The sequence below is a fragment of the Sodalis praecaptivus genome, from assembly GCF_000517425.1.
In the GTDB taxonomy this organism is placed as follows: Bacteria; Pseudomonadota; Gammaproteobacteria; order Enterobacterales; family Enterobacteriaceae; genus Sodalis_A; species Sodalis_A praecaptivus.
Window position 1 is genome coordinate 195,883 of the sequence record NZ_CP006570.1, and the last position, 20,353, is coordinate 216,235.

The window sequence follows — 20,353 nt, forward strand, 5'->3', positions numbered from 1 at the left end:
TCGTTGGCTTACCCATCCATGTCCACTGTTAGCAGCGCTATTGCTCCGGCGCTTTGCTGGCCGGTTAGGTCTACGGCAGTTTGTTTATCTCATCGCACCGGCTATCTGCGCGTCTTTATCTAAGGGGTAATGCCCTCAAAAAAATGTCCAAGGGTATAGGGAGGCCGATAAACACCCGAATAAATGTGAAAACTATCACAAATCAAACATCGGCCGATGCGCTGATCCTCGCGTCAGGGACAAAAGTCAGCGGAAGGAATTAATAATATATAAAACAGCATATTACAAAATCATGGCGTTGTTTGGCCTCTTTAAATAGTGATGCATATCACAATATTTAGCCTAAAAAAACGGTGTCAATACTTTCAATCCGCTAAATACGTTACATAAATGTGATCAACTTCAAAAAAATTAATTAACGTATCATTACCATCATTCTTACATTAGAGCGGTACAGACTAACCTGAGGCCAACCATGAAAATAGGATTAGTGATAAGTGGTGGTGATGTCAGCGGGATGAACAACTTTCTGTTTCAGGTTAACAGGATGATGGAGTCTGAAATAGTGATCTTTGACGGCGGCATTAACGGCCTGATTGAAAATAAGTTCAAGGACATCCCGCGCCGCGATCTGGTGGATTACTCTATCTCGTCGGTACCGTTAATTTCTTCAGGCCGAAAAGAAGACAAATGTAAAAAATCTGACTATGAGAAAATCGTCAAGAACATCCGTCATAAAAAGCTTGATTGCCTGATAATGGCCGGCGGGGATGGCTCCTTTCAATTCCTCAAAGCGCTCAGCGGTTATGGCGTAAATTGTTATGGCGTGGGGATGACCATCGATAATGATATTACCGGTAACAGCTATACTATTGGTTTTTCTACCGCCTGCGAGCAAGTTATCGGTGAAGTGGGGAAATTGCGCAACACCGGCAGAGGATTGCCCGGCCGAATCTTTATGATTGAACTATTGGGCGGCTATTGCGGTGAACTCACATTACAAGCCGCGCTGAAAAGTAATGCCGACATCGCGCTTATACCAGAAGCGCCCTGGCCTATTGATGTGTTGGCCGAAAAGATAAAGCAAAAAATTGAAGTTCAAAACAGCGTAATCATTTTATGCTCTGAGGGGTACACCAAAGAGTATACCCCCGGTTTCCAGGGTGCTATCGATACGATGATCGGCAAAATCGAGCATAAAATAGGTATCCGAATCCGGAAAACGATACTGGGATACGGTTTGAGAAATGGAACACCAACGGGTGAGGAAATTATACAAGGCGCGATTCTGGCTGAAGAAGTCGTAAGATGTATCAATAGCGGACTCACAAATAAGATCATTGTGATCAATAACAATAATAAAGCCATACCGATTGACCTTGAAGATTCTGGCAAACGTTTAGTGGATGAAGATAGTAATCTTTACAAACTGGCTAAAGTAAATAACCTTATCTGAGGTAATAATATGCTTAAAGTACTCTGCGTATGTGGCTGCGGCCTGGGCTCCAGCTTTGCTATTGAAATGAGCGCCAAAGCCGTACTCCAAAAACTCTGCATCGATGCCTCGATAGATCATACAACGGTGTCAGAGGCGTCTTCTTATAAATATGACATTATTCTCACGCAGAAAATGTTTGCCGATATTTTGACCTCGGACGCCAGCGAGGAGGATAAGAAAAAAGTCATCATTTTGAATAAGCTCACCGACAAAAAAGAAATCGAAGAAAAAATCCTCGCCTACATGAATGCGAACTGACAAAAGAGGTGGTAAGTGGACGCAATTATTCATTTTATCGTTAAAGATTTTTTGGGGCAGGCGGCTATATTGATAGCGCTTATCGCTATGCTTGGCCTGATACTGCAAAAAAAATCTCTTGGTAAGACCGTTGAAGGCACGTTTAAAACCCTGCTGGGATTTCTGATAATGATGGCAGGCATCAATATCATTGTGGCTGCCTTAACCTTTCTCAATGACATCTTTACCAGCGGTTTTGGTATGCAGGGCTACATAACGGATGTCGCGGCGATAGCCGGCGTGGCAAACCGCGAGCTCGGTTCCGAGGTGGCGCTCACGCTATTGGTGATATTTGCCGTAAACATCATTATCGCCCGGCTTACGCCTTTCAAATATATCTTTCTCACGGGACAGGCGCTGCTATGGATGGCGACCATTGGCACCGTCATCGGTTATAAGGCGGGGCTAACGGGCGCCACATTGATACTCACCGGCGGCATTTTTGGCGGTTTCATGGCGGTATTGATGCCGGCTATAGCCCAGCCGATTGTACGGAAAATCACTGATTCTGATGATGTGGCGTTAGGGCATTTCTGTACTATCGGCTACCTGGTGCAGGCCGCCGTAGCCCGTGCCATAGGGAAAAACTCGCGATCCACAGAGGATTTGGAACTACCCGATAACTTTAAGTTTCTGCAAGACACCTATCTATCCATGGCGGTGATCATGGTGCCGATGTATATCATCCCGGCCATATTCGCCGGACCGGAATTCATCGGGCAATTTTCAGGCGAAACCAATTACCTGATGTATGCCTTCATGCAATCGATGCAGTTTGTCGCGGGCGTGTTTGTACTCTACAGCGGGGTGCGCTTACTCTTGAATGAACTGGTGCCGGCGTTCCGCGGCATTGCGATGCGGCTGGTCCCCAATGCCAAACCGGCACTGGATTGCCCGGTCTTATTTCCCTATGCCCCTAATGCGGTCATTGTAGGCTTCTTGGCTACTACCGTCGGCTCGATTATCGGAATGATCGTCTTCCCGATGTTCGGACTTGCCATGATTTTGCCGGGTTTATTGACCAACTTCTTTGCCGGCGGCGCTGCTGGGGTTTTCGGTAACGCGATGGGAGGAAGAAGAGGGGCGATAATCGGCGGGGTAATACATGGGTTATTTATCACCTTATTGCCTGCCATTTTGGTGCCTTTACTCGAAACGTTTGGCTTCAAAGGCGTCACCTTCAGTGATTCAGATGTTATCAGTACCGGTTTGGTCTTGGGTCATGCATTCCAAAGCGACTGGCCATTCGTGATTGGTTTTATTGTTTTTGTCGTCGTCGTTGTCTGGTTTGCTAATAGAAAGCTGAGTAAATAAGCGCCATCGCGGCTCACTGAGTTTAAAGGTAGTCATCACATTCTCAACAGATGTGAGGAGGCATTATGTTTGCTAAGTTAAAACAACTGTTAAATTCTGAACGTCCTAAGGAAGAGCTGCAAAATAGCGAGGCGGCAGAAAATATTGAAGCTGAAATTATCCAGCTTGAAATCGGATTGCAACAGAACCCGGCTGATAATGCTATCCAGAAGCAGCTAATGGTGAAATATAACCAGGCTGTCAAGGTGTATTCAGGCGATAAACATTACCGTTCTCGCGTTGACGGTATCTTCGTAAAGATGGATGAGCTAAGAAATACCATTCGTAGAAATATATGAGGTGATATGAGCATAAAAGCGTTCCTTTCACAGAGTCAGTATATTCAGGTTCGGATGGAGGTGAGCTCATGGCAAGAAATCATCGAGCAAGCCGCCAAACCGCTTATTGAGGGAGGGTTTGTCACGGCTGAATATCCAAAAGCCGTAATAAGCAATACGATGGAATATGGTGCTTACTATGTTTTTGATGAAGGCATCGCTATTCCCCATGCGAGACCCGAATGCGGCGTGATAAACAATTGTTTTAGCATGGTGACCCTAGCGGCACCGATGTCAATAAACGGTAGCGAACCGGTGGACATTATCGTCATGTTTGGCGGCGTCGATAAAGACTCCCATATCACTGACGGTATCGCATCAATTGTGGGTCTGCTGGAACAAGAGGATACGTTGTCTCAAATCAGGCGGGCCACAACCATTGATGAGATTCTCGAGTTGCTATGAAAAAACTTATTTTAGTGAACGGGGTGCCGGCATCTGGGAAAAGCGCCGTTGCTCGAACGATTGCAGATTATTTCAATTTCCCAGTCTTAAGTATAGACGAGATCAAAGAACCCTTTATGGTTCAGTTCTCAGACATTATCGACAGGCCTCTCAATCGTAAGCTGGGTTATGCGGCCTATGAGGCAATGTTCAATATCGTCAAGAGCGCACCCGATAATACGGTATTTGTGATGGATGCCTGGTTTGGCTTCAGGGAAAAATCGGTATTGCAAGATTATCTCGCCATTAGCCATTGCCAAGCCGTTTTTGAAATATGGAATAAAGTTTCATCCACGCTGGTGGCGCAAAGGTACAAACAACGTTGCAGCTGCCGGGTTAAAGGTCATCCCGGTGAGGAATATATCCCGGAATTAATCGCTTTGGCGGAAAAGGCTCAGCCCATGGGCGTCGGTGATGTTTATACCCTTGACCATGACCGAGGCGCAGAGAACGACGACCTGATTATGTGGATCAAAAACCGTCTGCATCACAGTTAACCCAATCTCTTTTTTTTGTATGAGGAATAAATCAATGAATAAGATGACAACCGCAGAGCGTCGTGGATATCAAATGATCTGCGATACAACAGGTTCAATGATGGTGGTGGCCTGCGATCAGCGTGGCGGCATGAGAACGCTGCTCGCCGCCAGCCCGGAAGAGCAGGCCAAAATAAGCAATGAAACCTTGGGGAAAACCAAATACGATATTACCCGTTATCTGGCTGCGGAAGCGGGATGCGTGTTGGTCGATCCCATTTGCGCCGTACCCGGCATCGTGGATGAGGGCGTTGTGCCGCGGGATACCGGCCTGCTGGTCGGGCTCGACGCCTCCGGCTGGGATACTTCGCCGCAAGGCTATCGCATCTCGAAAATGGTTGACGGCATCAATGCCCGTAAGGTGCGAGAACTGGGTGCGACCGGCGGCAAAATCATGATTTACCTGCGCATGGACACACCGGAGGCTAATACCGAAAACCTGGCGACCTTGCGTAGTGTTATTGCTGATTTTGCCCGCGAGGATGTATTTCTGGTGGTTGAATTTCTTACTTACCCGCTGGAAAATGAGAGTAAAGAGGACTATCAAAATAAAATTCCGCAGCTTATCCAAGATGGCTGTCAGGCCTGTATCGACTGTGGTTCCAAAGTGCTCAAAATCCCGTATCCGGGTACGGAAGCGGCCTGCGCCAAGGTGACGGAAATCTGCGGGGATATCCCCTGGGCGGTGCTGTCGGCCGGGGTAGATCACCCCACCTTCTTGCAACAGGTCGATATTTCGTTGCGCAACGGCGCCTCGGGGGTCATCGCAGGCCGTTCACTGTGGAAAGATTGCATCTCCCTGGACCGCAATGTGTCTAAAGAAAAGCTCTCCTCCATTGCGGTGTCGCGGCTGCGGGACATTCAAAAGCTGCTGGTGAAATATAAAAAACAAGCCGTAAGCGCATAACGCGGGCTTTGAATTACTGGCCGGCGGATTTATTCTGTACGGCCAGTAATATTTTCCGGGGGAGCCAATGAACAACAGAGTGGATCTGATTATATTTGATTGCGACGGGGTGCTGGTTGACTCTGAGATCATCGGCATACAGCTGACGATCGCCTTGCTACAGGAGTATGGGGTGGACATCGGGTTTGATGAATTTACCCGTGAATTTAGCGGGCTGGCCTGGGATGATTTGCTCACCAAGGTGCAAATTGAAAAAGGCGTCGATATCCCAGCCAGTATCAGCCAGCGGTTTTACCCTTTACTGATGGCGACTTTTTCCGAGAAGTTAACCCGAATTGCCGGCACTTATGAGGTGATTAGCACCATTTTAACCCCCAAGTGCGTCTGCTCCAATTCCAGCTCAGAGCAGTTGGAATTCATGCTGTCGCGAGTGGGTTTGAAATCGCTGTTTTCTCCGCACATCTTTTCAGCGGTGGACTTAGGACCGGGGCGGGCCAAACCGCAGCCGGATATTTTTCTCCATGCTGCGAACGTACTGAATGTCTTACCTGAAAATACTCTGGTCGTGGAAGATTCTGTCCACGGCGTCACGGCGGCGAAAAAAGCGGGCATGTATGTCATAGGGTTTACCGGCGGAGCGCATACCACCCCCCATCATCAGGCGCGGCTCACCTCTGCGGGCGCTGATGTGGTGATAAACGCCATGTCGTTATTAACGGAGGAAATCGAACGCTATCGTTTGGGCGCGGGCAAAGCGATTTCCTGAACGCTGTTACCCTGGGCAGGGTAGCGGTTTTTGCGTTTGTCGCCGGCGGCGCCTGTGCGGCGTCTTTTTAAGCAAAAAGCAAAAACGTAAGCCGCGTGACAGGCGTGTGCCTAGCCTAGGGCTATTTCGGCGACCCGATAGTGTTTCACTTGTCCCGCCTCCCGCCGATGGTCGCGTTATCATTGCCCGCAGCAAGAGTCAGCGCGCGCCTCTTGCCGCATAAAATCGACAAAGGCCCGCATCGCCGGCGTCATAAAGGCATTGCGCGGATAGTATAGATGGAAACCGGATACCGGCTTGCGCCACTCGGGCAGAACGCGCACCAGTCTGCCCGCCTTGAGAGCCGCCGCCACGCTTTGTTCCTCCAGCAGCGCCAGCCCCGCGCCTTCCTCGGCCGCGGTCAGCAGTATGTCTATATCGTTAACCGTTAGCGCGGGGGCAAGGGTGACCTCAACCGTCTTCCCCTCGCCGCTGAGCAACCAGCGATATTGCGCGCCGCTGCCGTCCCACCGGTAATTGATGCAGCGGTGCTGTGCCAGCTCATCCACAGAGAGCGGCGGTGGACGGTCGGCGAAACAGCGGGGGGAGGCCACGATGATCATAGCCAAATCCGGCGTCAGTCTGACGGCAATCATATCCTTTGGCACCCGGTCGCCGGCGCGAATTCCGGCGTCGAAGCCCGCTGCGACCACATCGTCCAGATTGTCGTCGATGACCAACTCCAGGCGTATATCCACGAAGCGATTCATAAATCGTTCGAGCGCGGGCAGCATGACCCGGCGACCGGCCAACCGAGGCATATTAATCCGAAGGCTACCGCGCGGGGTAAGCTGCGTTTCCCCCACATTCAGCACCGCACTCTCTAACGCCGCGACCGCCGGAATCAATTGCGCCATGAATACCCGGCCCGCTTCGGTCGGCGACACGCTGCGCGTGGTACGGTTAAATAATCTGACGCGCAGCCGGCTTTCGAGCGCGCGAATGCTGTGGCTCACCGCCGAGGGCGAAAGGCCCAGCCGCTGCGCCGCACGACGGAAGTTATTCTCTTCGGCCACCGCCAAAAAGGCCATTAACTCAGCATAATCGGTTTTATTCATATTATTGCTACTCATTCATTAGTTCATGCAGATTGTAATGTATTTTTCTTCATTACCGGCGGGTGCAGAATGCGTTCTTTGATAGGACAGTGAGGAATTTAAAACCGATGCATACCATGAAACGCTGGGAAATGAATGATATCGGGCGCGCGGCGCTGTCGCTAAACGCCGCTGTCCCGATACCCGAGCCAGGCCCGGACGAAGTCCTGGTAAAAGTGATGGCGGTTGCCCTTAATCATCGCGACAAAATGGTCATTGAAAGCGGACGGGGCCTCCCGCTGGCGTTTCCCTTTACGCCAGGCTCCGATCTCTCTGGCTGTATTGTGAAGTCCGGGATCAACGTGACTCACTTAGCTGCGGGCGATGACGTTATCTCGCTATTTACCCCCGATTGGCATGACGGTTTGCGGCCCGGCAATGCCCGCGAGCTGGCATATCGGACGCTGGGCGGCTTTTATCCCGGCGTACTGGCGCAATATGTCGTCATGAACCCGGCGTGGTTACTCCCTAAACCCGCCTCGCTCAGTCATCACGCCGCCAGCACCTTACCTTGTGCCGCGCTTACCGCCTGGTTCGCACTCGTTGAACGCGGGCATCTGCAACCCGGTGAGACGGTATTGCTCGAAGGCACGGGGGGCGTGGCGATGTTTGGCCTGCGAATAGCGCAACTGCGCGGAGCGAGGGTCATCGTGGTCACCCGTACGGGCAAAGTGCAGGCGGTAAAACAATTGGGCGCTGATACGGTCATCGATCGCACTACCCAGGACGTGGTTGAAACCGTACTGCGGCTGACGGCGGACAAGGGCGTTGACCATGTGCTGGAGATCGCAGGAGGGGAGCATTTGGGGCAAGCGGCGGCCATGGCGGCCGTTGGCGGCAAAATCTATCTCATTGGCGCGCTGGAGGGATTTGCGGTCTCATCGCCCCTCGAACCGCTATTATTTAAAGATTTGACTATTCACGGCATCGGCACCGGCCATCGTCGTGCGTTAGAGGAGATGTGCGCGGCGTTCGACGCCAACGGAGTGGCGCCGGTGATCGATACTGTCTACCCGCTAGAGGCGTTGCCGGCTGCGTTGGACCATTTAGCGAAAGGCCCCTTTGGCAAAATTGTCATCAGCGTCGGTGAGGAGGTGGTTTCAACCTGACCGCCGCGCGGTTGAACCGTACAGACCGGTAATCCGGCCGTAGGTGTCGCATCGCCATCAGCGCGTCGAAACAAGGAGGAACGGGCGGGGAGCGGCCCGTCCGTCCGCCATTGCCGCTTTAGTCTTTGGCGCGATAGGCTGCGGGAATACTGAATGTTTGATCGGCGCGATAATAGCCACCGTCTTTAACTTCTTCGATCAGTACCATGGTATGCGCCCTGGCCGCTTCACTAAAATATTCCACCAGAAGATCCGTTATCCGGTGCCCAATTTCAGCCTTTTGCGTCGAGCTCAGTGCGGCTTCGGGGGTTTTGATATTCACGAATGGCATAGTCGTTTCCTCTTATTAAGCTGGGTTAACAGGCGGGCTTCAGTAAATCGGCGAGCCCGATTCGTTCCAATAATTGCTCGCGTACCCGGTCAGCCATGGCATTGACAATTTCAGCGCCATCGCGGGAGGGATCGATATGGCTTCTGAAGGGGCGTTGCCCTTTGGGAAGCGCGACGACGCGGGCAATTTCGCGGGCTACCTCTTGCGGATCGGCATTCTGCGGCTCCAGGCGCGCCAATCCTTCCAGCACCAGGCTGTCGGTCGCGTGATAGGGGCCTTGCCACCATGCTTGCGCGCGCTCGACGTCTGCGGGTTGGCCGGCATGGGCAAAGTGATTTGTCCCGCCGGTAAACGCGCCAGGCACAATGATGGTCGTTTCGATGCCGAAGCGGGCAATCTCTAGTGCATAGCTTTGTGCCAGCGCATCCATGGCCGCTTTCGCCGCAAAATAGGGGGCGAGGAAAGGGGGCGTGCCGCCGCGGCTGGAGCTTGAACCTACCCAGATAAGCAGTCCATTCCCCCTGCGCCGCATTGAGGGGAGGATGGCGCGATTTAATCGCTGGGTACCCAGCACATTGACATCGTAAATCGCGGCGAATTGCTCCGCGGTGAAGGCTTCGGCGGGGCCAAAAGCCATATGGCCGGCGTTATGGATAACGACATCAATGCCGCCGGAAGCGGTGAGAGCGTGTTCAACCGCTGCCATCACCGACGCCTCGTCCGTAACATCAAGCTGGATGGCCTCTATAGCACAACCTGCTGCGGCAAGCTCGGTGACTTTTCGCGCCGCCGCACCGTCATTGGCCTTGGGATCGCGCATCGTGGCAAAGATCTGATGCCCCGCTCTGGCAAGGGCTTCTGCCGTCATTGCCCCGAAGCCGCTGGAAGCGCCGGTAATGAGTATCCGGGCCATCAGATGACTCCCCCGTTGGCGCGAATAATTTGACCGTTGATCCAACCACTCTCGTCGCTGGCTAGGAAGCGCACGATCGGGGCAATATCCTCAGGCTCCCCGAGTCGGCCAAAAGGGTTCATCCCTTTGATTCTTGCGATGAGCTCCTCACTTTTCCCGGCCATAAAAAGCGCGGTGGCCACCGGCCCCGGCGCGATTGCGTTGACGGTAATGCGTTTCGGCCCCAGCTCTTTGGCCAGAACTTTCGTCATCGCTTCGATACCGGCTTTGGTGGCGGCATAACTGCCATAGGCCGGTTGATACAGGCCCACGACGCTTGAGGAAAAATTGATAATTCTCCCTCCCTCTGTTAAACGTTTGGTCGCCTCGCGCATGGTACGGAATGAACCGCTAAGGTTAAGGTTCAACATCTGTTCAAAGGCGTCGTCAGCGGTGTCGGCGACGGGAGAGAGATGCATGATACCCGCGTTATTAATAAGAATATCGACAGGGCCAAATGCCTGTTCCGCGCCGTCGAACAGCGCCACCGCGCCGCCGCGCTCGGAGAGATCCGCCTGCAGGGCAATCGCGTGTCCCCCCGCGGAGTTAATACGATCGACAACCTCATCGGCTTTTGCGGCATGCTGGGCATAATTCACCACCACGCGTACACCGTCCTCTGCCAATGATTTTGCCAACTGCGCGCCGATGCCGCGCGAAGCGCCGGTGACGATAGCGACTTTTGAGTGATTGGTTTTCATAGTGCCCTCCATAAGTGGTGATGAAAATACTATACAAACGCTTTCTGAAAACAATACAGTGTCATCTGACATCATTATTCTCCTGTAGAGAACAATCAAAATGGATCGCATCACACGCATGCAGCTTTTTGTCCGCATCGTTGAGAGTCATAGTTTCGTCAAGGCGGCGCAGGAAATGGGAATCGGACGGTCCACCGCGACGTCGACTATCCAGCGGCTGGAAAAAGAGCTGTCGGTCAGACTACTAACTCGAACAACGCGACATGTGACAACGACGCCCGAGGGAAAGGCGTTTTATCAGCGCATACGGACAATTTTAGCGGAGCTTGACGAAGCCTGCGGCGCCTTCAAAGAACACGACCCGAAAGGCCATTTACGCATCGAAGCCCCCGGCTTATTGACCAGGACCTTTATCGTTCCGCATTTACCCGCCTTTATGATGAAGTACCCCGGCCTGACACTCCAATTCGGCCAAACCGATCGCCTGGTCGATTTGGTACGGGACGGCATTGATTGTGCGATTCGTGCCGGCGAACTCAACGACAGCGGCCTGTTTTACCGCAGGCTTGGCGCATTGCAGGAAGTTACCTGCGCCAGCCCGGCCTACTTCCAGAAATATGGTTTGCCGGCCAGCATTGATGACCTGAAAGGGCATTATATGGTGGGTTTTGTTTCGTCACGCACCGGGCAAATAATGCCGCTGGAATTTATGCACAAGGGAAAACGTGAAATCAGAACGATCCCCGCTTTAGTCACGGCGGACAACTCCGATACCGTGGCCGACCTCGCCCGTATGGGTTTTGGTTTAATTCAGGCACCGCGTTACCGTTTTGAAAAAGAATTAGCGCACGGCGAGCTGATTGAAGTCTTCGCCGATAAGTTACCGCAACCGATGCCGCTCAATGTGGTGTATCCCCATAAAAACCAGATGTCGCGCCGGCTATCGGTGTTCTTGGACTGGCTACAAGAGATTGGTTTCTCGGCGCAGGTCGCTTTATCCCGTCAGTAACCGGCTGACGCGCGCGGCAAACGCACCTAGCCTGATGGATCGTTGCCGCCGCTGGGCTCGCACCAGTAGAAGAGGACGGCGGCGTTAAAGCGGGGGATTGCCGCAGTCGATAGCGATCGCCGCGTTGCCGACGGTCCTGGCAAGTGATCGGGTTATGCCGTGTCGCCATGGTGACATCTGACCGCGCGCGATGGGTTGCCTTGCGGCTACGGTGACATGAAGCGTTATTGATTTAAAGTCAAGCAAAGTGACCGAAAGCTGCACTCTACGACAGCGCCTCGGGCATCTTGTTGGCGTGACGTGTAGCGGCCCTGGCACCAGACTGGCGTTAAGTCGCCGTCAACAGGCAGGTAGCGGCGGTGCAAAGCCATTTAGGCGCTGCGCCGGCTGGAAGTAACGCCTGCGGCTGAGGCTGTGTCATCCTGCCATTGACAAGGTAGAATGATCGTTCTACATTCGGCAATATGAAAAAGACAACGTCCGACACACGTGAAAAAATCCTCAACACGGCTGAACAGCTTATTGCGCAATTGGGCATTCAGGCTACCAGCATGGATCTATTGGTGAAAACCTCGGGTGTCGCCAGAAAAAGCATTTACCGCTATTTTCCCACCAAGGATGACGTAGCTGCCGCAGCGCTGACCGCGAGAGACGCACGCTGGTTAGCCTGGTTTCGTGCCGCAACGGAAACCGCGAATACGCCTCAATTGCGCCTCTTGGCGATGTTTGATGCGTTATCCCTCTGGTTCCAGTCGGTCGACTTTCGCGGTTGCGTCTTTATCAATACCGCGGGGGAAATAGGGGATGCCGACGCGCCGCTCCGCGTGATCAGCAAGCGGCATAAGCAGAAATTACTCGCGTATATCCACCATCTCTGCGAGCAGACCCCATGCCCGCAGCCGGCGCGGCTGGCCCGACAACTGTTGCTCCTGATCGAGGGCGCGATAACGCTTGCCCGGGTAATGGGCGCGCTTGATGCGGCGAATATCGCCAAGGACACGGCCCGTACGCTGCTAGCACAAGCATGCCCGCCGCCGGCAGACTGAAATTGCGTTATTCCATCCTTCATCATCTCACTGAGGTCTCATATGTCGCACGATACGTTAATACGCCCACCGCTACCGCCGTTTACGCATGCCTCTGCGGTGCAGAAAGTTCGGTTGGCGGAAGATGGCTGGAACAGCCGCGATCCGGAAAAGGTGTCCCTTGCCTACAGCGATGACACTCAGTGGCGCAACCGCGCCGAGTTCATCAACAACCGGGAACAGGCCCGGGCGTTTCTTGACCGCAAATGGAAAAAAGAGTTGGATTATCGGCTTATCAAGGAACTGTGGGCCTTCACCGATTCCCGTATTGCCGTACGTTACGCTTACGAATGGCATGACGACTCGGGAAACTGGTTCCGCTCATACGGTAATGAAAATTGGGAATTTGGCGCAGACGGTTTAATGACCCGGCGGTTTGCCTGTATCAACGACCTCCCTATCAAAGAGCATGAGCGTAAATACCATTGGCCGCTGGGGCGCCGCCCTGATGACCATCCCGGCTTGACCGAACTGGGGCTTTGAGCGGCGGCCATTTTCCTGCGACTTTTTTTTGTCGCCGGCGGGGCGCGCCTTATCCGCGCGGGCAATGCTGCTTTGCCGATGATGCACCCTGGCGCCGTCGGGGCGTCACGGCGCGTTAGGCCGGCATAGTGAGGGGAAGGGCGGAAGCGTCGTAGCGGAGCGATAGCTTCAGCAATCCAGGCGCCCGCTGGCGTCAGCGCTCCACGAACGCAGCGGCCTATTTTCATTCTGCGGCACGATGGTCCGTTGACCGGCGGCGAAGAGCAAACTATTGCCACAGAGTCAGAAACATACTTTGACCAATGATGACATTGATGTGCGGTTAAATGATGTCATGTTTGATAGTCAATGTTAATTAATTATCATATTTGTTGTAATGTTCAAACCCTGTTTATCTCGCCCCTTTTGCCTTATCCCCTCTTCCTGCCGCTAATGTTTGTACTTCGTCACGAAATACCGTATTGGCATATCTGATAGATTTGCATGCCAGTAGCGTACCCCCGCTTTTATCGCCATACTGGCACCACGTTGATGATGAGATGCGTTGAAAATTAAACGATAAAGCGATGTTAACAATCGATAATTTTTTAAAGAAAAGCGTCATTAAAAAATTTCTGGCAGGGAACAATGCGGAAAATATCGGCGCGCGCTCTAACACACCTACGCCTTATTGCTAATGATCAACGCGGTCGTCCGAACATTTTTTGTTTTTAAAAAAAGGGGGGTGAGGTGATGGATGTTCAGGAACACTTAGTCCGGTATTTGCGCGGCGCAGGTATAGATAACCCCATACATATCCATTATAACCCGAGTCATGACGCATTATACCAACATGAAACCGCGCCCGAACTGGTCGGGCTTGAACGCGCTACATTAACTCATCTGGGGGCCGTCGCTGTAGATACAGGTATTTTTACCGGGCGCTCGCCGGCTGATAAATATTTTGTCAAGGATGATAACACCAAAAATACGCTGTGGTGGCATGAGGGTGAAACAAATAAAAATGATAATAACCCCATCACTAGCGAAGTTTGGCGATATTTGAAGCAATGTGTCACCCATCAGCTTTCGGGTAAGACATTATACGTCGTGGATGCCTGGTGTGGCGCCAGTAAAAATTCCCGGCTTGCGGTCCGCTTTGTCACGGAAGTCGCTTGGCAGGCGCATTTCGTCACGAATATGTTCATTCGCCCCACAGCGGAAGAGCTTGATCAATTCCAACCCGAATTTTTGGTGCTGAACGGCGCCAAATGTACCAATCCCGCATGGAAGGAACAAGGTCTAAACTCCGAAAATTTTATTGCGTTCAATCTGAGTGAAAATATCCAGCTGATTGGCGGTACCTGGTACGGCGGTGAAATGAAAAAAGGGCTGTTTACGGTAATGAATTACCTAATGCCCCGTCAAGGTATTGCTTCCATGCATTGCTCAGCCAATGTCGGACAGGCAGGTGACGTCGCGCTGTTCTTCGGTCTTTCCGGCACCGGGAAAACCACGCTCTCAACCGATCCTGAGCGCTTTTTAATCGGTGATGATGAACATGGCTGGGACGAAAGCGGCGTGTTTAACTATGAAGGTGGCTGTTACGCGAAGGTGATTAAGCTCAGCGCGGACAATGAGCCCGAGATTTATCAGGCTATCCGTCGTGATGCTCTTTTGGAAAATGTCGTCATTGGCGAAAAGGGAAATATTGATTTTGAGGATACGTCTAAAACCGAAAACACGCGCGTTTCTTATCCTCTTCACCATATCCGAAATATTGTCCGTCCCTCTTCTCAAGCCGGCCACGCCAAAAAAATCATCTTTCTCACGGCTGACGCCTTCGGCGTTCTTCCCGCCGCGTGTTGTTTAACAGAGCAGCAAATGCAATACCATTTTCTTTCAGGCTTTACCGCCAAACTAGCCGGTACCGAGCGCGGCGTGACTGAGCCCCGGCCCGTATTTTCCTCCTGTTTCGGTGCGGCCTTCCTTTCGCTGCATCCCACGCAGTATGCCGACATATTGCTTGAACGAGTTCGAGAAGCGAAAGCTGAGGCCTGGTTGGTGAACACGGGGTGGAACGGCAGGCATCAGCGTATTTCATTATCCGACACGCGCAAAATCATTCGTGCCATTTTAACTGATGAGTTAAAAAATACGTCGTTCATTACCCTGCCCATTTTTAATCTGGCTATGCCGCAAAATATTGCCGGCGTTGCCAGCGAGAAGCTCGACCCGCGTAACGCCTGGAACAGTGAGGAAGAGTGGCGAGTAAAAGCGTTAGCGCTGGCAGGAAAATTTATCCAGAATTTTGAACAGTTCACCGATACGCCAACGGGCAAAGCCTTGCAGGCGGCCGGGCCAATGTTAACGGAATCGCGCAACGGTAAAGCAGGCAAATAAAGTTGGCGTTTGTGCTGCACATTTAGAATGAACAAAAGGAGATCGCAATGAAGTTCACTAAGACCCCGGGTTGGTTAGATTTTCATCCCGCGCCATCAACGCCGCGTTTTGTTGTGCCGGAAGGCGCAGTGGACGCGCATTGCCATGTTTTTGGCCCGGGGGAAACATTTCCCTATGCTCCGCAACGGAAATATACGCCTTGTGATGCGCCAAAAGAGCAGCTTTTTGCACTGCGTGACAAGCTGGGTTTTCGTCGCAACGTGATTGTCCAAGCCACCTGCCACGGCGATGACAATAGCGCGTTAATTGATGCCCTGCGGGCGGCGGACGGCACGGCCCGGGGTGTAGCAACGGTGAAACGCACTATTCGCGATGAAGAACTTCTTGCGTTACATCAAGCCGGGGTGCGCGGGGTTCGCTTTAATTTTGTCAAACGCCTGGTGGATTTTACACCGAAAGATGAATTGCTTGAAATCGCGCATCGTATCGCGCCCTTGGGATGGCACATCGTGGTGTATTTTGAAGCGGCTGATTTGGCCGAATTATGGGACTTTTTTACCTCGATACCGACCCAGGTCGTCGTCGATCATATGGGACGCCCGGATGTGTCATTGCCGGTGGAAGGGGTGGAATTCCAGCGTTTTGTCGCACTGATGCGCGAACACGAGAATATCTGGTGCAAAGTGAGTTGTCCCGAACGTTTATCCCATACGGGACCGGCTGCGGTAGAAGGGCAGCAGCGCCCCTATCAAGACGTCGTCCCCTTTGCCCGATATTTAGTGGCGCACTTTCCCGACCGGGTATTGTGGGGTACCGACTGGCCTCATCCTAATTTGAAAGGACATATGCCGGATGACGGATTGTTAGTTAACTACATCCCCTTCATCGCGCCATCAGCAGAACTGCAACATAAACTCCTGGTTGATAATCCAATGCGTCTTTATTGGCCAGAATGAGTGTGCTTTTCCAGCAGAGGAAATCCGTTATTGGTAAGGATACGTCATCGGCGATAAAAAAGATAAACGCCGGCTTGACAGCAAGAATGAAAGTATTTGGTTGATAGACAACCCTACAACTGAGGTCATCATGAACAAAACAAAAAAACCTTTTTATAAAACCATTTATTTTGAGGTTCTTATCGGTGTAGTACTGGGCATTTTATTAGGGCATTTTTGGCCATCATTAGCGGTGAAAATGGCTCCATTGGGGGAAGGTTTCATCAAGCTCATCAAAATGATGATTGGCGTCATTGTATTCTGCACTATCGTAACCGGTGTCGCGGGGATGCGTGATATGAAAAAGGTGGGGCGTGTTGGGGGTAAAGCGCTCATCTATTTTGAGGTGATCTCCACCTTTTCATTACTGATCGGGTTGATTGGTGGGCATATCCTTAATCCCGGTAAAGGCTTTAACGTCAGACCAGAAAGTCTGGATGCTTCTTTAGTACAAGGCTATATTGAAAAAGCCCAACACCTTGACTTTGTTAGCTTTCTAATGCATATCATTCCCGATAGCGTCGTCAGCGCATTCGTCCAGGGTAATATTCTCAGTATTCTTTTGATAGCGGTTTTATTTGGCTGGGCGTTAACCACGTTAGGCGAAGCGGGCCGTCAGGTCTTTAATGTTATCGACGGTTTCTCGCAAGTTTTCTTCAAAATTGTCAATATGATTATCCGTTTATCGTCTATTGGGGCCTTTGGCGCGATTGCCTTTACCGTTGGGCAATATGGCGCCGGATCGCTGGGGCCATTGATGAAATTGGTAGGCGGTTTCTATGTCCTGTGCATCTTCTTTGTTATCGTCGTGCTGGGTTTCGTGTGCCATCTTTGCCATATCAGTATCTTCAAATTCGTCAACTACATCAAAGATGAACTATTAATCGTGCTGGGGACCAGCTCCTCTGAAGTCGTCATGCCGCAGATCATGGCTAAAATGGAAAAACTGGGCTGTTCCAAATCGGCAGTCGGCCTGATCATTCCTACCGGTTACTCTTTCAATCTCGACGGCACAAATCTTTACCTCACGATGGCGGTCGTCTTTATTTCGCAGGCAATGAATATTGACTTAAGTTTAACCGATCAACTCATCATTATCGGTGTTGGCATGCTTACCTCTAAAGGCGCAAGCGGCATTGCCGGCGCGGCATTCGTTATGTTGACCAGTACGCTATTAATTGTGCCTATTGTCCCTGTTCAGGGCATGGTGCTTATTCTCGGCGTGCATCGATTCCTTGGGACAGGCTTAGCCATGACTAACCTGGTCGGTAATGGCGTTGCTTGCCTTGTCGTCTCGGCTTGGGAAAAAGAACTTGATTTCAAAAAACTTGACCATGAAATCAGAAATCCCGGGCAAGAAATAGCTTAAAAATAATATTAAATTTTTAAGGTAATAACCATGAAAAAATTTATTTGCCAATCCGGTACGCTGTTGATTTTGGCCTCTGTGATCGCTGCCCCCTCCTTTGCTGAGGATCAATGGTTTTCACCGACAGGGAAACATCTCACCGGGGACTGGGGGGGACTTCGTAGCGACCTGGCGCAACAAGGTTACGTGTTTTCTCTGGATTATTCGTCAATGGTTGCCTCTAATGTGGCGGGTGGTTATGATCGTAATAAAACATTACGTTACAGCGATCAATACACCTTCGGCACCAAACTTGATCTGGAGAAAATTGCGGGCATTCCTCACGCTGAGTTTGTTTTTTCGCTTAATGATCGCAACGGGCGCGATCTGACGGCGGACAGAATTCAGGATCCCCGTGTTCCCGTGATTGGATCCGGCGTGCAAAGCAACTATGGCCGCGGTCAGACCTGGCATATTGGTCAATTATGGTACCGTCAACAGTGGTTAGACAATAAGCTAGACGTGAAACTGGGACGTATGCCGATTGGTGAAGATTTCGATAATAGCGGCTGTTTTTTTCAAAATTTGTCCCTGTGCGGATCTCTCGCGGGTCACGGTTCAGGAGTTTGGTATAATGCGCCGGTGAGTCAGTGGGGCGCACGCATCAGGCTTAATATAGATAAGTCTTACTATGCGCAGGTTGGCGCATTCTTGCACAATCCTTCCTATTTGACCAGGAGGGGGAGTTTCAAAATGAACCTCAGCGGCCGGACGGGAAATATGTATGTCGGCGAACTGGGATATTTGAGCCAATTAGGCGTCAATAAATTGCCAGGCAGTTATAAGATCGGCGGATGGTACAATACAGTTGATGCGGCGGATGTGCTCAAAGACGATGACGGTAATGATTATGTGACCTCACATAAATCCGCCCGCATGCATGATGGACGCTATGGCGGCTATCTCTATTTGTTACAACAAGTAACCATGGTGGGGGATAATAAAAATCGAGGTCTGTCTCTATTTGTGCATCTGGCTGCGAACGATAAAGACACATCAACCATGGATTACCAAACACAAGTGGGCGCTATTTTCAAAGGACCTTTTGCTTCACGGCCCAATGATTTTGTTGGGCTGGGCGCCAGTAAAATGCACGTCAACAGCCGGCTAGCCCATCGCGCTGAACTGGTCAACAGCAGTAAAGGCATTAGTGATTATGATGATCCCGCGTATCAACCCGTGAGGGGCGCTGAATACGCTGCGGAATTGCATTATAGCGCGGCGATCACACCCTGGTTTACCGTTCGTCCCAATATACAGTGGCTTGCTCATCCTGGCGGCGTCCGCGAAGTGAAAGATGCCTGGGTATTAGGCGCGCAAACCACCCTTTCATTCTGAACACAAACGTAGATTATGCGCAACCGATACAGGGTAGGGGAATCTTTAGCCGGTTAAATAGAGTTCATGCAAAATAAAAGCAGTTCCGATAGCCACCCTTTCACATCGCGGTGGGAGATACGTCCAGCGGCGAGGGCTCAGCATAAGGCTTAATACTGTTGCCGCGCCTGGGTTAACGCAACCACAAAGGGAATAGAACAAATATTTTCTTGACGCTATAGATCAAAGGGCGCCCGCGGAGCGAGCGCCCGGCGTGATAACAGATGTCCTGGATGTAGGCTGAACAATGAACAATCAACTTTATTGAAAAGGTGATGACGGCATATCTATCCGTCATGGTAGAAACGACAATGAAAATACTCAATTTTATCAATCCCAATACGGGAAAGAAAACCTGGGGCGCCATTGAGGGCGAACGGATTTATGACTTAGGTAAACGGTATTCGCATTATTTTCCTGATATAAAATCAGCGCTGGCGGGAAACGCCATCACCGATTTAACCGGGGTTAATCTTGGAGTGCCCGACTTTGCTGCCGCCGAGATTCACTATTTGCCGGTAATTGATAATCCGGGAAAAATCTTTTGTGTTGGTATGAATTACAGGAAAAAGCGCATTGAATTCGGACAAACTATCGACGCGCCGACGCTGTTCGTACGGTTCCCGGATTCACTTACCGCGCACGGTGAAAATGTCTGTAAGCCCGACAGCAGCAATGAATTTGATTATGAAGGTGAGTTAGCCGTTATTATTGGCAAACATACCGATAATGTTAGTCGCGAGAATGCCCTGCAATATATTGCCGGCTACAGCTGTTTCATGGATGGTTCAGTTCGCGACATGCAGTTTACCTGGTTCACGTCCGGCAAAAACTGGCGTAAAACTGGCGCATTCGGCCCGTGGATGGTGACCTGTGATGAAATTGCCGATCCGCAGGAATTGTGGATAAGCACCTTCCTCAATGGGCAAAGAGTGCAGCATGATTCTACTCGCAATATGGTTCATTCTATTGCCACGCTGATAGAATATATCTCCCGCTTCAGCCCTCTAGAGCCAGGGGATGTCATTATTACTGGTTCGCCGGGCGGTGTAGGTAAAAAACGCTCACCGCCGCTGTTTATGACGCAAGGGGATGTAATTGAGGTCGAAATTAGCGGTATAGGTCGGTTGATCAATAAGGTGGCGACGCTTTCTAGCGCGTTGGCGCCGAGCCAATAACGCCTTCGGTGAGGGAGTAACACGTGTCAACTGTTTATCCGCATTCTCGCAACCCGGCTGGATACCGC

General features: G+C 51.3%; 21 protein-coding genes. 17 read left to right on the forward strand and 4 right to left on the reverse strand.

The features are described 5' to 3' along the window. Positions 1-475: 475 nt before the first annotated feature. The 8 genes from SANT_RS21760 to SANT_RS21795 all read left to right on the forward strand — a co-directional run bounded on the left by SANT_RS21760 (position 476) and on the right by SANT_RS21795 (position 6,139). Positions 476-1,456: a 6-phosphofructokinase gene (locus SANT_RS21760; protein WP_025424335.1), complete on the forward strand. Its 981-nt coding sequence runs from the start codon at positions 476-478 to the stop codon at positions 1,454-1,456. Positions 1,457-1,465: 9 nt separating this feature from the next. Then, positions 1,466-1,756 (forward strand): PTS sugar transporter subunit IIB, encoded by a 291-nt coding sequence (locus SANT_RS21765; RefSeq protein ID WP_025424336.1) that lies wholly within the window; start codon positions 1,466-1,468, stop codon positions 1,754-1,756. 15 nt (positions 1,757-1,771) lie between these two features. Next, on the forward strand, positions 1,772-3,109 hold the full coding sequence (locus SANT_RS21770) for a PTS sugar transporter subunit IIC (RefSeq protein WP_025424337.1): 1,338 nt from the start codon (positions 1,772-1,774) through the stop codon (positions 3,107-3,109). A gap of 65 nt (positions 3,110-3,174) precedes the next feature. After that, entirely contained in the window at positions 3,175-3,447 is a 273-nt protein-coding gene (locus SANT_RS21775) for a hypothetical protein (protein ID WP_025424338.1), read from the forward strand. Between the two features lie 6 nt (positions 3,448-3,453). Beyond that, complete coding sequence (locus SANT_RS21780) at positions 3,454-3,891, forward strand: PTS sugar transporter subunit IIA (protein WP_025424339.1); 438 nt, start codon at positions 3,454-3,456, stop codon at positions 3,889-3,891. Then, complete coding sequence (locus tag SANT_RS21785; RefSeq protein ID WP_025424340.1) at positions 3,888-4,427, forward strand: ATPase AAA; 540 nt, start codon at positions 3,888-3,890, stop codon at positions 4,425-4,427. Before SANT_RS21780 ends, SANT_RS21785 begins: the two co-directional genes overlap by 4 nt. Positions 4,428-4,461: 34 nt before the next feature. Further along, on the forward strand, positions 4,462-5,373 hold the full coding sequence (locus tag SANT_RS21790; protein ID WP_025424341.1) for a tagatose-bisphosphate aldolase: 912 nt from the start codon (positions 4,462-4,464) through the stop codon (positions 5,371-5,373). A gap of 67 nt (positions 5,374-5,440) precedes the next feature. Further along, positions 5,441-6,139 (forward strand): HAD family hydrolase, encoded by a 699-nt coding sequence (locus SANT_RS21795; protein WP_025424342.1) that lies wholly within the window; start codon positions 5,441-5,443, stop codon positions 6,137-6,139. A 179-nt stretch (positions 6,140-6,318) separates the two neighbouring features. Here SANT_RS21795 and SANT_RS21800 read toward each other — a convergent pair whose 3' ends face one another. Further along, positions 6,319-7,251 (reverse strand): LysR family transcriptional regulator, encoded by a 933-nt coding sequence (locus SANT_RS21800; RefSeq protein ID WP_335328945.1) that lies wholly within the window; start codon positions 7,249-7,251, stop codon positions 6,319-6,321. Positions 7,252-7,343: 92 nt separating this feature from the next. On the opposite strand from SANT_RS21800, the gene SANT_RS21805 reads away from it, so the two are divergent. Next, the gene (locus SANT_RS21805; RefSeq protein WP_025424344.1) at positions 7,344-8,384 is read left to right on the forward strand and encodes a zinc-dependent alcohol dehydrogenase family protein; all 1,041 of its coding nucleotides are present in this window, start codon (positions 7,344-7,346) and stop codon (positions 8,382-8,384) included. Positions 8,385-8,502: 118 nt separating this feature from the next. On the opposite strand, the gene SANT_RS21810 is transcribed toward SANT_RS21805, so the two are convergent. From SANT_RS21810 to SANT_RS21820, 3 genes are read right to left on the reverse strand one after another with little or no spacing between them, the layout of a single operon-like run. After that, entirely contained in the window at positions 8,503-8,715 is a 213-nt protein-coding gene (locus SANT_RS21810) for a tautomerase family protein (protein ID WP_025424345.1), read from the reverse strand. Positions 8,716-8,740: 25 nt separating this feature from the next. Continuing rightward, positions 8,741-9,631, reverse strand: coding sequence for an SDR family oxidoreductase (locus SANT_RS21815; protein WP_025424346.1), 891 nt, complete (start codon positions 9,629-9,631; stop codon positions 8,741-8,743). Further along, positions 9,628-10,368: an SDR family oxidoreductase gene (locus SANT_RS21820; protein WP_025424347.1), complete on the reverse strand. Its 741-nt coding sequence runs from the start codon at positions 10,366-10,368 to the stop codon at positions 9,628-9,630. Before SANT_RS21820 ends, SANT_RS21815 begins: the two co-directional genes overlap by 4 nt. 100 nt (positions 10,369-10,468) lie before the next feature. On the opposite strand from SANT_RS21820, the gene SANT_RS21825 reads away from it, so the two are divergent. From SANT_RS21825 to SANT_RS21860, 8 genes are all read left to right on the forward strand, one after another. Next, a complete protein-coding gene (locus tag SANT_RS21825) occupies positions 10,469-11,377 on the forward strand; it encodes a LysR family transcriptional regulator (protein ID WP_025424348.1) in 909 nt (302 codons plus the stop codon). 464 nt (positions 11,378-11,841) lie between these two features. Further along, positions 11,842-12,423, forward strand: a complete 582-nt coding sequence (locus tag SANT_RS21830; RefSeq protein ID WP_025424349.1) for a TetR/AcrR family transcriptional regulator — start codon at positions 11,842-11,844, stop codon at positions 12,421-12,423. A gap of 42 nt (positions 12,424-12,465) precedes the next feature. Continuing rightward, positions 12,466-12,945: a DUF1348 family protein gene (locus SANT_RS21835; RefSeq protein ID WP_025424350.1), complete on the forward strand. Its 480-nt coding sequence runs from the start codon at positions 12,466-12,468 to the stop codon at positions 12,943-12,945. Positions 12,946-13,677: 732 nt separating this feature from the next. Continuing rightward, positions 13,678-15,327: a phosphoenolpyruvate carboxykinase (ATP) gene (gene pckA, locus SANT_RS21840; protein ID WP_025424351.1), complete on the forward strand. Its 1,650-nt coding sequence runs from the start codon at positions 13,678-13,680 to the stop codon at positions 15,325-15,327. Between the two features lie 47 nt (positions 15,328-15,374). Continuing rightward, positions 15,375-16,283, forward strand: coding sequence for an amidohydrolase family protein (locus SANT_RS21845; protein ID WP_025424352.1), 909 nt, complete (start codon positions 15,375-15,377; stop codon positions 16,281-16,283). Between the two features lie 130 nt (positions 16,284-16,413). Next, the gene (locus SANT_RS21850; RefSeq protein WP_040133571.1) at positions 16,414-17,691 is read left to right on the forward strand and encodes a dicarboxylate/amino acid:cation symporter; all 1,278 of its coding nucleotides are present in this window, start codon (positions 16,414-16,416) and stop codon (positions 17,689-17,691) included. Between the two features lie 30 nt (positions 17,692-17,721). Further along, positions 17,722-19,068: a carbohydrate porin gene (locus tag SANT_RS21855; RefSeq protein ID WP_025424354.1), complete on the forward strand. Its 1,347-nt coding sequence runs from the start codon at positions 17,722-17,724 to the stop codon at positions 19,066-19,068. Positions 19,069-19,418: 350 nt separating this feature from the next. Continuing rightward, positions 19,419-20,285: a fumarylacetoacetate hydrolase family protein gene (locus SANT_RS21860; protein ID WP_025424355.1), complete on the forward strand. Its 867-nt coding sequence runs from the start codon at positions 19,419-19,421 to the stop codon at positions 20,283-20,285. Positions 20,286-20,353 lie beyond the last annotated feature (68 nt).